The organism is Mycobacterium sp. NGS63, assembly GCF_059812295.1.
Genome location: NZ_JCALCJ010000017.1, coordinates 1 through 13,030 on the forward strand (window position 1 = coordinate 1; position 13,030 = coordinate 13,030).

The window sequence follows — 13,030 nt, forward strand, 5'->3', positions numbered from 1 at the left end:
AAGAATTAGGTGCTTTTGTGTCTGCTCGCGCTGGTTAGCGAGTGCGCGCCCGGGCGACTAGATACTTCAGTGCGTGGTCGGTGCCGTCGGGCAGCGCGTCGACGGGCCACCAGCGCAGGTCGTCGGACTCGTCGCTGATCGCGATCCGGGCGCCGGCCGGCGCGTGGGCCACGAATTGCAAATCCAGGTGGCGGGTCGGCACGCCCAGCGAGCAGGTGACCGGGTGGACGTGCACGGCCGCGAGCTCGGGGTCGATGCGCAGGCCGTCGACGCCGGATTCCTCGGTGGCCTCGCGCAGCGCCGCGCTGACGATGTCCGGGTCGCCGTCGTCGCAGTGACCGCCCAGCTGCACCCAGCGGCCCAGGCGGCGGTGCAGCGTCAGCAGCGTCCGCGATCCGGTGTCGTCGAGCACCAGCGCCGACGCGGTGACGTGGCCCGGCACGCACTCGCGGCGGCAGGAGTCGTCGCGGGCGAGCACGAAGGCCAGCACGGCGTGCCGCAGCGAGTCCTGCGCCGGATCCGCCGGCCGCCAGTCGCTGAGAAGCGAGATCGCGGAATCCCGGAGGCTCAACGGGATCCGCGCCTCATCCGGCGCTCGCGCAGCGCCGTCCAGGCCGCGCGGCATCCCGCGACCACCTCGCCGGACATCCCCAGGCCGTCGATCAGGACGTGGCGGTCGACGAGATCGAGCGCCTTGTCGGTTTCGCCCGCCTTCAACAAAAGGTCGACGTCGCAGGCGAGTTCGGCGCCGGCGTGCGCCGGCGCGGGGATCGGAAGCCGCTCGGCCTCGCGGGGTTCCAGCTCCAAGATGCCCCCACCGTAGCTGCGGCCGAGGATCTCGGCGAAGGCGAACGTCACGCTGTTGTGAAACACCGCGGCCAGCGCCGCCGGATCCACCCCGGGCGCGACCCGCACCCGGTGCACGGTGTCGGTGCTCGTCGCCGCCGCGGCGTTGACGGTCAGCCGCGGCGCCCGGTGGATCTGGCGCAGCAGGAACAGGTCGGGAACCCACTGCGACGGCGTGGACCACCACGGCGCGCGGATCGAGCACTTGTAGCCCCGGTGCACGCCGGCGGCCTCGCCGGCTTCGATGTGGGCGACGACGGCGGCGTCGGTGGGCTCGGCGGGCGCGTTCAGCAGCCATGTTCGGTGGCCGGCGGCGAGATCGGCTGCGCGGCAGTCGGTGTCGTAGACCAGGCCGCACAACTGGGCACTGCGTGCGACCAGCGGGACGCAGTGCGGCCGCAGGCCCAGCTCGCCGGCTTGCGCGTCGGTGAACGTGAAAAAGCTGTTGCGCCCGGTGACGATGCCCACGTCCACCTCGGCGAGCGACCCGAGCCGGGTCAGCTCCGGCGCGGCCTTGAGCTCGCGCAGCAGCCGGATCGCGGCGGGGTCGAGGAAGTACTTGGTCCACTTCTCCTTTTCGTGCAAGAGTGCCGGCGCCGCAACGACGTTCAGGTCGGCGTCCGCCAGGGCGTCGGCATCGGCGAGGTGCACGGTGCGGATGCGGGCCGGCCCGGCGCCGGTGACGCCGCAGAACAGCACGACCTCCTGCAGGACGCCGTCGAACACCAATCGCTCGAACGTCAGCAGGGTGATGTCCGCGAAGCGACTCAGCAGAAACTCGCGCAGCTGGGCGGCGTAGCCGACCTGGAGCAACTCGGCGGGAAGCACCAGGCCCACGCGTCCGCCGTCGCGCACCAGCGCGGCGCTCGCGACGACGAACGGGACCCACGCGTTGGTCAGCCGGCTGGGGCGCAGGCCCTCGCGGCGAAGGAATTCCAGGGCCGGGTCCCGTTGCTCGGCGGCCCAGTTGCCGAAGCGGATGTAGGGCGGGTTGCCCGCGACGCCGTCCCAGCTTCCGGCCCCGGCTTCAGCGGCTCTTTCGAGCCAGGTGAACAGGTTCGCGGTGTCGACGGGAGCGAACGCCCGCGCCTTGGCGGCCTCCGCCGCCACGAGCTCCACCCCGTGGACGCGGTCACTCAGCGCGGCGAGCTCGCACAGGATGCGGCCGTCGCCGCAGGACGGCTCGAGCATCCGGGGGCCGGCCTGGCCCACCCAACCGGCCAGGAACCGGGCGACGGGCGCCGGCGTGTAGTAGCCGCCGCGGACCTTCTCGGCCGACGCCGCAGCCTTGCCCGCGAACGTCGTCATTTGCGAACCAGCAGATCCCCGGCGTCGACCGGGCCGCGCGGGCCGGGCGGTTCCAGCGCGTGGCCGATCGCGATGGCGCCCAACGGCTCCCAGTCCGCGGGCAGCTCGAGCTCGGCGCGCACCAGGTCCGCGGCGAAGATCGTCGAGCCGATCCAGCAGCTGCCCACCCCGCGCACCGCCAGCGCGACCAGCAGCGCCTGCACGGCCGCCCCGACCGCGACCGTGAACATCGTGTGCTCGGCGTCGGTGCGCCGGGCATCGGGGTAGGCGTGGGCGCCCTCGGGGACCAGGAACGGGATCACCACTTCGGGTGCGTCGTAGAGGATCTGGCCGCGCGCCACCCGGCGTTCGACGGAGTCGGCGGGCCGGCCGTCGCCGGCGAGGTCCGCGCGCCACCGGTCGGCCATCCGGTCCAGCAGCCGGGTTCGGGTGGCCGCGGTGCGCAGCCAGACGAACCGCACCGGCCGGGTGTGGTGCGGGGCCGGGGCGGTGAGGGCCTCGGCGACGGCGGCCTCGATCAGCTCCGGCGCCACCGGCTCGTCGCTGAAGCGGCGCACCGACCGGCGCAACAGCTGGGCCTGGCGGCGGCCCATGTCGAGCGCTTCGGCGGTGCCGAGCCAGAACAGGTCCTCCTCGCCGGGTCGCAGGAGGTGGCGGGCCGTCGAGCCGTCGTCGGTCACGGCGAGCCCGCGCACCACGGCCACCGGCATCGCGGTCAGTTTGCCCTTGACCAGATCGGCGGCCGCGGCGATCTCGTCGGCGACCGCGACCTCGGTGACGAGCAGCTCGTTGCCGTGCGCGTCGACGGCACCCGAATAGCCGTGCAGCACACGAAGACCGGCCGCGCCGACCGCCGCGTCGATCTGGCCGTTGCGCCAGGCGCGGCCCATGGTGTCGGTGATGACGACGGCGACGTCGACGCCGAGGCGTTCGCGCAGCCCGGTGCGCAGCGCGGCGGCGCTGGCGTCGGGGTCCACTGGCAGCAGCGCCAGCTCGTCGCGCCCGACGTTGGACCCGTCCACGCCGGCGGCGGCCTGGACCAGGCCGAGCCGGTTCTCGGTGATCAGCGTCTGGCCCTTGCGCGCCAGCACGCGTACCGCCTCGGAGTCGACGAGCTTGCGGCGCAGCCGATCCCGCTCCTCGGCGTCCCGCGGCGCAGGCACCAGCCGGCCCTCGCACTTGGACACCACCTTGCTGGTCACCACCACGACGTCCCCGTCGGACAGCCACGGCGCGGCCGCGGCCAGCGCCGCGCCCAGGTCGTCGCCGGGCCGGAACTCCGGCAGCCCGGCCACCGGCAGGATCTCGACGGCCGCCGCGGTGCCATGCTCGCGCGTCACGCTGCCAGCCCCGCCAGTTCCAGACCCGCCCGGACCATCTCGGCCGTCGCCTTGGGGTCGCTCATCAACAGCGGCACCGCGCGCACCGCGACGCCCTCGATGTCGGCCCGGTCGCCCTCGTGGATCAGCCAGCAGTCCAGGATCCCGGTGCCCGCGCGCGCCCCGTAGTAATGGCCGACGGCCTGTGCGGTGGACTCGACCCCGATGACGGACAGGCAGGCGTCGGCCATGCCGCGCAACGGCTTTCCGCCGATGATCGGCGAATAGCCGACGACGGGGGCCGTGGCGGCGCGCAGCGCGCCGCGGATGCCCGGCACGGCCAGGATCGCCCCGACGCTCACCACCGGGTTGGACGGCGCCACCAGGATGACGTCGGCGTCGGCGATGGCCGCCACGACTTCGGGTGCGGCGGCGGCCTTTTCGGCGCCGACGAACGCGAAGCTGTGCGTGGGCACCTGGGCCCGGTAGCGCACCCACCACTCCTGGAAGTGGATCGCGCGCCGGCTGTCGTCGTCAGGATCGGTGATCACCACGTGGGTCTCGCAGCGGTCGTCGGTCACCGGGAGCAGCCGCGCGCCCGGCTGCCAGCGGTCGCACAGGGCGGCGGTGATCTGGGACAGCGGGTAGCCGGCGTTGAGCATCTGGGTGCGCACCAGATGGGTGCCCAGGTCGCGGTCGCCCAACTGGAACCAGTCCGGCTGCACGCCGTAGCGCGCCAATTCCTCCTTGGCGTGCCAGGTTTCGTCGCGGTGACCCCACCCGCGCTCCGGGTCGACGCCTCCACCTAAGGTGTACATGCAGGTGTCCAGATCCGGACAGACACGCACCCCATGGATCCAGGCGTCGTCGCCGATGTTGACGATCGCGGTGAGTTCGTGGCCGTCGGCATCCGGGCGCTGGTAATCCTGGAACTGACCGAGCCCGAGCAACTGTTGAACACCCAGCAGGAAGCGGGCGCCGCCGACCCCACCGACCAGAACCGTGACCTTCACTTGACCTTCACAGGGCTCGACAGTACTGCCCGGCGGAGGACGCCGTTTTGACGACCGAAACGCGGTGTGATCGACACGCCGAAGGCGCGAAACAACAGAAACGCCGAAATTTCGTAACGAGATGATATGGAAATGCGTCATAACGCTTGACCCAGCAGGTCAACAAGTGTCTAATCACAACAGTGTCATTTCCCGGTTGGCCGGCCGGTTCCGGTGTCGCAGACCGAGATTCGATCACTTGTTCGAATTGTCTGTACATCAGAACAGTGGGAATTCACTAACTCTCTCAAATCAAGCTGAGGAGGCGGACGAAGCATGTCTTATGAGCACCTTCGGGGCGTTATGACAGGCACACCGCGCACCACCATCGGCCCGGCGCCGGCGGCGACCGTCCGTCCGCACCTGACCGTGGTTCCCGATGCCCCAGTCGCTTTCGAGCCCGAGCCCCTGCCCCTGCCGACGCCCGACCAGTGGCAGGACCGCGCCCTGTGCGCGCAGACGGACCCCGAGGCCTTCTTCCCGGAAAAGGGCGGCTCCACCCGCGAGGCCAAGAAGATCTGCCTGGGTTGCGAGGTGCGCCATGAGTGCCTCGAGTACGCCCTGGCGCACGACGAGCGCTTCGGCATCTGGGGCGGCCTGTCCGAACGGGAGCGCCGCCGCCTCAAGCGCGGCATCATCTAAGGCGCCGCGAGCCAGCGTTATTCGTCGTCGATCGTGGGGTCGATGACCTGGGGTTCGACGTCTAAATAGATGGCCACCTGCGCCACCAGGATCTCGTGCAGCAACTCGTCGAGTTCGACGGTGTCCTTGGCGCGTCGCTCAATCGGCTTGCGGAACAACACGATTCGCGCCCGTGTGGCGTTGCCGCGAACGTCGACGCCGGCCGGGATCAAGCGTGCCAGCGCAATCGGCCCGTCGGCGATGACCTCGGGCGGCCACTGCACGCTGTCGGGATCCTTGGCGGCGATGCGGGGGATTTCGTCGACGGCCACGTCGAGCTCGGACACCCGCCCGTGCCAGCGGCGCTCGATCGGCTCGTAGGCCTCCAGCACCGCCATGTCGAACCGCTCGGCGCGGCTGCGCCAGCCGGGCACGCTCGGCGGCAGCAGCGGGCCGCGCATGTCGCGTCCGCGCCGGGCGCCCCGATAGGAAGCCGAGCGGCGCCGGGACCGACCGCTTTGCGGGGAGCCGCGCATTTCGCCCACGCGCCGATGGTAACGGTTGCACATCGCGGGTCCATCGGTTGCGCGTGTCCGGCGCTTCCACGACGTTTTTGCACGATAGCCTTTGCGACGTGAACGTTCCCCGTCGCTGTTGCCGGCCCGGGTGTCCGCACTATGCCGTGGCGACCTTGACGTTCGTCTACTCGGACTCGACGGCAGTCGTCGGCCCGCTCGCCACCGCCCGCGAACCGCACTCGTGGGACCTGTGCGTCGGCCACGCCGGCCGGATCACCGCCCCCCGCGGATGGGACCTGGTGCGCCACGCCGGGCCCCTGAACTTCGAGCCCGCCCACCCCGACGAGGACGACCTGGTCGCCCTGGCCGACGCGGTGCGCGAGGGTCGCCCCCGCGACGGGGCACCGGCGAACGGGTCCGCGCCGCTGAGCGCCTTTGCGCCCGCCGAGCCTCACCTGCAGCACGCCGGAGCCCACGCCACCGCGCCGAGCGGCGGTTTGCTCGCACCGCCCGAGCGGCGTTCGGGTCGCCGCCGCGGGCATCTGCGGGTGTTGCCCGACCCCAGCGACTAAAACGGGGCGCCACGGGCCGATAAGCTGACGCCAAGAGTTTCAGCAACTCATCAGTGTCAGGAGTTTTGCATGTCCCGGTCCGCCGCGACCGTCCGCCGTGTCGTCAAGGCGTACGACGTGCGGGGGCTGGTCGGCGAAGAGATCGACGAGCCGCTGGTCACCGATCTGGGCGCCGCGTTCGCCCGGCTGATGCGCTCCGAGGGCGCCCGGCGGGTGGCGATCGGCCACGACATGCGGGACAGTTCGCCTGCGCTGGCCGCCGCCTTCGCCGCCGGGGTGACCGGCCAGGGACTCGACGTGGTGCGCATCGGCCTGGCATCCACCGACCAGCTGTACTTCGCCTCCGGCCTGCTGGACTGCCCCGGCGCGATGTTCACCGCGAGCCACAACCCGGCGGCCTACAACGGCATCAAGCTGTGCCGGGCCGGGGCCAAACCGGTGGGCGCCGACAGCGGCCTGGGCGCCATCACCGACGACGTGATCGCCGGCGTCCCGGCGCATGACGGGCAGCCCGGAACCGCCACCGACCGCGACGTGCTCGCCGACTACGGCGAGTTCCTGCGTTCGCTCGTGGACACCTCCGCGCTGCGCCCGCTGCGGGTGGCCGTGGACGCCGGCAACGGCATGGCCGGCCACACGGCGCCGGCCGTGCTCGGCGCGATCGGCTCGATCACGGTGTTGCCGTTGTACTTCGAGCTCGACGGCTCGTTCCCCAACCACGAGGCCAACCCGCTCGACCCCGCCAACCTGGTGGACCTGCAAAAATTCGTCGGCGACACCGGCGCCGATATCGGGCTGGCCTTCGACGGAGACGCCGACCGCTGCTTCGTGGTCGACGAACGCGGCCGGCTGGTGTCGCCGTCGACGGTGACCAGCCTGGTGGCGGCCCGCGAGCTGGGCCGCGAGATCGGCGCCACGATCATCCACAACGTCATCACCTCCCGCGCGGTGCCCGAACTGGTCACCGAGCGCGGCGGCACGCCGCTGCGCTCGCGCGTCGGTCACTCCTACATCAAGGCGCTGATGGCCGACACCGGCGCGATTTTCGGCGGCGAGCATTCGGCGCACTACTACTTCCGTGACTTCTGGGGCGCCGACTCCGGCATGCTGGCCGCGCTGTACGTGCTGGCCGCCCTCGGCGAGCAGGACCGGCCGCTGTCGGCGCTGACCGCCGACTACCAGCGCTACGAATCGTCCGGCGAGATCAACTTCACCGTGGCCGACGCGCCGTATTGCGTTGACGCGGTGCTGAAGTCGTTCGGCGCCCGGATCCACTCCCTCGACCACCTGGACGGCGTGACGGTCGATCTGGGCGGCGGCAGCTGGTTCAACCTGCGCAGCTCGAACACCGAGCCGTTGCTGCGGCTCAACGTGGAGGGCCGCACCGCCGAGGACGTCGACGCGGTGGTCGCCCACGTCAGCGCCGAAATCGCCAAAATCGCCGAAATCGAAGCGGCCACACCGTGAACGCGACGCGGTCGATCGACCTGGAAGACCCCGAGGGCCTGCTCGCCGCCGACACCGACGGGCTGCTGCGGGCGGCGTCGTCGGCCGGCGCGCAGGCGCGCGCGATCGCGGCCGCGGTCGGCGAGGGCGCCCTGGACTCGCTGCGGACCGAAGACCGTGCGCGCAGCGTGATCTGGGTGGCCGGGCGCGGCACCGCGGGCACCGCCGGGGCCATGCTGGCCGCGACGCTGGGCGGGGCGGCGGCGGCGCCGATCGCGCTCGTCGGCGAGGCGCCGCCGTGGGTCGGGCCGCTCGACGTGCTGATCGTCGCGGGCGACGATCCCGGCGATCCCGCGCTGGTCTCGGCCGCCGCGACGGGGGTGCGCCGCGGCGCGCGGGTGGTCGTGGTGGCGCCCTACGAGGGACCGCTGCGCGACTCCACCGCCGGGCGCGCCGCGGTCCTCGAGCCGCGGGTCTGGGTGCCCGACGAGTTCGGCTTGTGTCGCTACCTCGCCGCCGGGCTGGCCGTCCTGCAGGCCGTCGACCCGCGGCCGAGCGTCGACCTGGGCCGGCTGGCCGACGAGCTGGATGCCGAGGCGCTGCGCAACAGCGCCGCCCGCGAGCTGTTCACCAACCCCGCCAAGACGATTGCCGCGCGGATTGCCGGGCGCCGGGTGGCGCTGGCCGGCGACTGCGCGGCCACGCTGGCGCTGGCCCGCCACGGCAGTTCGGTGCTGCTGCGGGTGGCGCACGAGGTGGTCGCCGCCACCGGGCTGGCCGACGCGGTGGTCGCGCTGCGCGCGGGCGCCCGATCGGCCGCCTCCTCGGAGGACGCCCTGTTTCACGACGAGCAGATCGACGGGCCGCGGCCCGAGCGGCTGCGCGTCCTGGCGCTGACGCTGGCCGAGGAGCAGACGGTGGTGGCCGCCCGGACCGCCGGACTCGAGGACGTGTACCTGCTGGCGGCCGAGGACGTGCCCGACGGGCCCGGTGGCTCGGCGGGTTCCGAGGTTTCGCCGGCGCTGGGGGGCCCCGTCAGCGCCGAGCAGCAACTGGCAGTATTGGCCGTTCGCCTGGAGATGGCCGCGGTTTACATGCGACTGGTGCGGGGATAGATACACAAGTGGAACTTCTTCGGGGGGCGTTACGGACGTACGCCTGGGGATCGCGGACCGCCCTGGCGGAATTCACCGGGCGACCGGTTCCCGCGGCTCATCCCGAGGCCGAGCTGTGGTTCGGGGCGCACCCGGGCGACCCGGCGTGGCTGGAAACCGACAAAGGTGAAGTCTCGCTGCTGCAGGCGCTGGTCGACGACCCGGAGGGTCAGCTGGGCCCGGGGTCGCGGGCCCGGTTCGGCGACGTGCTGCCGTTTTTGGTGAAGGTGCTGGCCGCCGACGAACCGCTGTCGCTGCAGGCACATCCGAGCGCCGAGCAGGCCGTCGAGGGCTACCTGCGCGAGGAGCGGCTGGGCATCCCGGTGACCTCCCCGGTGCGCAACTACCGCGACGCGTCCCACAAGCCCGAGTTGTTGGTGGCGCTGCAGTCGTTCGAGGCGCTGGCCGGGTTTCGTCCGGCGTCGCGGACCATCGAACTGCTGGGGGCGCTGGCGGTATCCGACCTCGACCCCTACATCGACCTGCTGAACGACCAGTCCGACGCCGACGGCCTGCGCGCGCTGTTCACCACCTGGATCACCGCGCCGCAGCCCGACATCGACGTGCTGGTGCCCGCCGTGCTGGACGGCGCCATCCAGTACGTCAGTTCGGGCGCAACGGAATTCGCGGCCGAGGCCAAGACCGTGCTGGAACTCGGGGAGCGCTATCCCGGTGACGCGGGGGTGCTGGCGGCGCTGCTGCTCAACCGCATCACCCTGGCCCCGGGCGAGGCCATCTTCGTGTCGGCCGGCAACCTGCACACGTACCTGCGCGGTTTCGCGGTGGAGGTAATGGCCAACTCCGACAACGTGTTACGCGGGGGACTGACCCCCAAGCACGTCGACGTCCCCGAGCTGCTGCGGGTGCTGGACTTCGCGCCCACCGGCGAGGAGCAGCTGCGGCCCCACATCCGCCGCGAGGGGTTCGGCCAGATCTACGAGACGCCGACCGACGAGTTCGCCGTCGCCCTGCTGTGTCTCGAGGGCGAATACCTCGGCCACGAGGTCGACGCGTCGTGCGGGCACGAGGGACCCCAGATCCTGTTGTGCGCCGAGGGATGTACGACCGTGCACGGCAAGTCCGGGTCGCTCACGCTGGAACGCGGGATGGCCGCGTGGGTGGCGGCCGACGACGGGCCGATCCGGCTCGTGGCGGCCGAGCCCGCCAAGCTGTTCAGGGCGACCGTAGGGTTGTAAGTGCGCGCCGGTTTTTGCCGGGTTTCGCGGCTTTGGCGGCGCGGCGCTCGCGCAGCCACAGCCGCATGTTGTGGGCCATCGCGCGGCCGATGATCCGCGGCGGCGGGACCATGAACAGGCTGTCCAGCAGCGAGAACCGCCGCAAAAACCATTCCGCCAGAACGGGTTCGGTCTCCGCGGCCCCGAGGAATTGGTCGAACAGCGCCGCCGACGGCCGCCACCACCAGGGAACGGGCAGCTTGGTGCCGGCGTGGTGGAAGTTGACGTCGGCGATGCCGTTCATCATCCACACCGGGTAGGTGGTCCTGGCGGTGGCCCGATTCAGTTGGCGGGCAAGGTCTTCGGCGGGCGATCGCAGCGCCCGGCGCAGGTGACCGGCTTGCAGCGACGTCATCGTCATGCCCTGCCCGAAGGTGGGGTTGAAGCTGGCGACCGCGTCGCCGAGGGGGACGATGCCGGTCGGGAAGCGGTCCAGCTTGTCGTAGCGGCGCCACCGGCTGGCCGGAAACGCGTGATAGGCCGGTTCGCCGAGCGGTTCGGCCTGCGCCAGCGCGGCGGTGAAATGCGCGGGCAGCAGTTGGTCTGCCAGCGCCAGCATCTCCGGGAACGTCGCGGGCGGCTTGGCGTTGGCCACCCCGAACGTCGTCAACACCCAGGTGCGGTCCTCGTAGTACAGCATGCCCAGCCCGAGCGACTGATCGTGCGAGGCGCCGGCGACCACCACCTTCTCCGCGATCAGGCCCTCCGGCATCCGGAACCGGTGGGTCGCGTAGTTGATGCCGATGTCGATGGTTTGCTCGACGGGGCGGTCAAATCCCCACTGCGTCAACCACACTGGCAGCCGGGTGCCGCGCCCGGCGGCGTCGACGACGAGGTCGGCCGGCACGAACTCCGGTTCGCCCTGTTCTTGCGGGTCCAGCAGCACGCCCGTCACCCGCCGGAGCGCGTGGTCGAACCGCGGCTCGAAGACCGATCGCCGCACGATCTCGACGTTGCCGATCTCCTCGACCCGCCGGCGCAGCTGCCACTCCAGGTGTGGGCGGCTGGGCACGTAGGCGGTGAACTCGTCGCGCAGCGTGTGGCCCGTCCCGAGCACGTGGCCCGCGGCGCCCAGGTGGATGCAGTCCGGCCGGTTCTCCAGCATCGGCACGCCCGCGTCGACCATGTCGGCCAGCAGACCCGGAAACAGGCTCTCGAACTCCGCGGCCCCGCGGGCCATCAGCATGTGCAGGTGCCGGTCCTGCGGCACGGCCGCGCGGTGCGCCGGCGCGCCCGGCAACTCGTCGCGCTCGTAGACGCTCACCCGCGCGTAACAATCCGACAGCACCCGCGCGGCGCACAGGCCCGCGATGCTGCCTCCGATCACCACCGCGTGGCCCCGCGCGTTCCCCCCGCTGTCCGGCATAGAGCGCAGACTACCCAGTACTGTGCGGTCCTACGGGTCCCGACAGGCACGAAAGGCCAGAAAGGCGCGCGGATGGCAAATCGATGGCGCACGAAATCGGTCGAGCAATCGATCGCCGACACCGACGAGCCCGACACCCGGCTGCGCAAGGAGCTGACCTGGTGGGACCTGGTCGTGTTCGGAGTCGCGGTGGTGATCGGCGCCGGCATCTTCACCGTCACCGCCTCGACAGCCGGCGACATCACCGGCCCGGCCATCTGGATCTCGTTCGTGATCGCGGCGGTGACCTGCGCGCTGGCGGCGCTGTGCTACGCCGAATTCGCCTCGACGCTGCCGGTGGCGGGCAGCGCATACACGTTCTCCTACGCCACCTTTGGCGAGTTCCTGGCCTGGATCATCGGCTGGAACCTGCTGCTGGAGTTGGCGATCGGCGCGGCGGTCGTGTCCAAGGGCTGGTCGAGCTATCTGGGTTCGGTGTTCGGATTCGCCGGTGGCACAGTCGAATTGGGTTCGGTTCGGCTCGACTGGGGCGCGCTGGTGATCGTCGGGGTGGTGGCGACGCTGATCGCGCTGGGCACCAAACTGTCGTCGCGGTTCTCCGCGGTGATCACCGCGATCAAGGTGTCGGTCGTGGTGCTGGTCGTGGTCGTCGGCGCCTTCTACATCAAGCGCTCCAACTACTCGCCGTTCATCCCGAAGCCGGAAGCCGGGCACGACGCCACGGGCATCAACCAGTCGGTGCTGTCGCTGCTGACCGGGGCGCACAGCAGCCACTACGGCCTCTACGGCGTGCTGGCGGGGGCGTCGATCGTGTTCTTCGCGTTCATCGGGTTCGACATCGTGGCCACCATGGCCGAGGAGACCAAGAAGCCGCAGCGCGACGTCCCGCGGGGGATCCTGGCGTCGCTGGCGATCGTCACCCTGCTCTACGTCGCTGTCGCCGTCGTGCTCTCGGGCATGGTGTCCTACACGCAGCTGCGGACGTCGCCCGCCGGCAAGCAAGCGAACCTGGCGACCGCGTTCACCGCCAACGGGATCGCCTGGGCCAGCAAGATCATCGCGATCGGGGCCCTGGCCGGGTTGACCACCGTGGTGATGGTGCTGATGCTCGGGCAGTGCCGGGTGCTGTTCGCGATGGCGCGCGACGGGCTGCTGCCGCGGGCGTTGGCCAAGACGGGGACGCGCGGCACGCCCGTGCGGATCACGGTGCTGGTCGCGCTGGTCGTCGCCCTGACCGCGGCGGTGTTCCCGATCGCCAAGCTCGAGGAGATGGTCAACGTCGGGACGCTGTTCGCGTTCGTGTTGGTGTCGGCCGGCGTGATGGTGCTGCGCCGGACGCGGCCCGACCTGGAGCGGGGGTTCCGCGCCCCGTGGGTCCCGGTGCTTCCGATCGCCTCGATCTGCGCCTGCGTCTGGTTGATGCTCAACCTGACCGCCTTGACCTGGGTACGGTTCGGCGTCTGGCTGGTGGTGGGGACCGCGATCTACGCCGGCTACGGGTTCCGGCACTCGGTGCAGGGGCGCCGGAACGCCGGCGCGCCCGACCCGGAGCCCGACGCCACGACCACGGCGGCGTAGCCCGCCGTCCCACCG

The 13,030-nt window shown here is 71.4% G+C and carries 12 protein-coding genes; 6 read left to right on the forward strand and 6 right to left on the reverse strand.

The annotated features are described in order from the left end of the window. Positions 1–34: 34 nt before the first annotated feature. The 4 genes from AC5Y4Z_RS26135 to cofD are packed head-to-tail and all read right to left on the reverse strand — an operon-like array spanning position 35 to position 4,486. Positions 35–571: an NUDIX hydrolase gene (locus tag AC5Y4Z_RS26135; protein WP_499967934.1), complete on the reverse strand. Its 537-nt coding sequence runs from the start codon at positions 569–571 to the stop codon at positions 35–37. After that, complete coding sequence (locus AC5Y4Z_RS26140; RefSeq protein WP_499967935.1) at positions 568–2,154, reverse strand: Eco57I restriction-modification methylase domain-containing protein; 1,587 nt, start codon at positions 2,152–2,154, stop codon at positions 568–570. Before AC5Y4Z_RS26140 ends, AC5Y4Z_RS26135 begins: the two co-directional genes overlap by 4 nt. Beyond that, entirely contained in the window at positions 2,151–3,494 is a 1,344-nt protein-coding gene (locus AC5Y4Z_RS26145) for a coenzyme F420-0:L-glutamate ligase (protein ID WP_499967936.1), read from the reverse strand. The genes AC5Y4Z_RS26140 and AC5Y4Z_RS26145 overlap by 4 nt, the downstream gene beginning before the upstream one ends. Further along, positions 3,491–4,486, reverse strand: coding sequence for a 2-phospho-L-lactate transferase (gene cofD, locus AC5Y4Z_RS26150; RefSeq protein WP_499967937.1), 996 nt, complete (start codon positions 4,484–4,486; stop codon positions 3,491–3,493). The genes AC5Y4Z_RS26145 and cofD overlap by 4 nt, the downstream gene beginning before the upstream one ends. 342 nt (positions 4,487–4,828) lie before the next feature. On the opposite strand from cofD, the gene AC5Y4Z_RS26155 reads away from it, so the two are divergent. Beyond that, a complete protein-coding gene (locus AC5Y4Z_RS26155) occupies positions 4,829–5,167 on the forward strand; it encodes a WhiB family transcriptional regulator (RefSeq protein ID WP_067320083.1) in 339 nt (112 codons plus the stop codon). A 17-nt stretch (positions 5,168–5,184) separates the two neighbouring features. Here AC5Y4Z_RS26155 and AC5Y4Z_RS26160 read toward each other — a convergent pair whose 3' ends face one another. Further along, the gene (locus AC5Y4Z_RS26160) at positions 5,185–5,607 is read right to left on the reverse strand and encodes a metallopeptidase family protein (RefSeq protein ID WP_499967943.1); all 423 of its coding nucleotides are present in this window, start codon (positions 5,605–5,607) and stop codon (positions 5,185–5,187) included. 173 nt (positions 5,608–5,780) lie between these two features. On the opposite strand from AC5Y4Z_RS26160, the gene AC5Y4Z_RS26165 reads away from it, so the two are divergent. The 4 genes from AC5Y4Z_RS26165 to manA all read left to right on the forward strand — a co-directional run bounded on the left by AC5Y4Z_RS26165 (position 5,781) and on the right by manA (position 10,032). After that, complete coding sequence (locus tag AC5Y4Z_RS26165) at positions 5,781–6,236, forward strand: DUF3499 domain-containing protein (protein ID WP_499967938.1); 456 nt, start codon at positions 5,781–5,783, stop codon at positions 6,234–6,236. Positions 6,237–6,305: 69 nt separating this feature from the next. Beyond that, positions 6,306–7,703: a phosphomannomutase/phosphoglucomutase gene (locus AC5Y4Z_RS26170; RefSeq protein WP_499967939.1), complete on the forward strand. Its 1,398-nt coding sequence runs from the start codon at positions 6,306–6,308 to the stop codon at positions 7,701–7,703. Beyond that, positions 7,700–8,797 (forward strand): TobH protein, encoded by a 1,098-nt coding sequence (locus AC5Y4Z_RS26175; RefSeq protein ID WP_499967940.1) that lies wholly within the window; start codon positions 7,700–7,702, stop codon positions 8,795–8,797. Before AC5Y4Z_RS26170 ends, AC5Y4Z_RS26175 begins: the two co-directional genes overlap by 4 nt. A gap of 8 nt (positions 8,798–8,805) precedes the next feature. Beyond that, positions 8,806–10,032 (forward strand): mannose-6-phosphate isomerase, class I, encoded by a 1,227-nt coding sequence (gene manA, locus AC5Y4Z_RS26180; protein WP_499967941.1) that lies wholly within the window; start codon positions 8,806–8,808, stop codon positions 10,030–10,032. Here the strand turns inward: manA and AC5Y4Z_RS26185 are convergent. Continuing rightward, positions 10,010–11,401: an FAD-dependent oxidoreductase gene (locus AC5Y4Z_RS26185; protein WP_499967944.1), complete on the reverse strand. Its 1,392-nt coding sequence runs from the start codon at positions 11,399–11,401 to the stop codon at positions 10,010–10,012. The two genes, manA and AC5Y4Z_RS26185, sit on opposite strands and share 23 nt — an antisense overlap. A gap of 108 nt (positions 11,402–11,509) precedes the next feature. On the opposite strand from AC5Y4Z_RS26185, the gene AC5Y4Z_RS26190 reads away from it, so the two are divergent. Then, entirely contained in the window at positions 11,510–13,015 is a 1,506-nt protein-coding gene (locus AC5Y4Z_RS26190) for an amino acid permease (protein ID WP_499967942.1), read from the forward strand. Positions 13,016–13,030 lie beyond the last annotated feature (15 nt).

Coding starts and splice junctions, on each gene's coding strand:
- AC5Y4Z_RS26140 (WP_499967935.1), bottom strand. CDS start 2,154: ATGACGACGTTCGCGGGCAAGGCTGCGGCGTCGGCCGAGAAGGTCCGC.
- AC5Y4Z_RS26155 (WP_067320083.1), top strand. CDS start 4,829: ATGACAGGCACACCGCGCACCACCATCGGCCCGGCGCCGGCGGCGACC.
- AC5Y4Z_RS26160 (WP_499967943.1), bottom strand. CDS start 5,607: ATGCGCGGCCCGCTGCTGCCGCCGAGCGTGCCCGGCTGGCGCAGCCGC.
- AC5Y4Z_RS26170 (WP_499967939.1), top strand. CDS start 6,306: ATGTCCCGGTCCGCCGCGACCGTCCGCCGTGTCGTCAAGGCGTACGAC.
- AC5Y4Z_RS26190 (WP_499967942.1), top strand. CDS start 11,510: ATGGCAAATCGATGGCGCACGAAATCGGTCGAGCAATCGATCGCCGAC.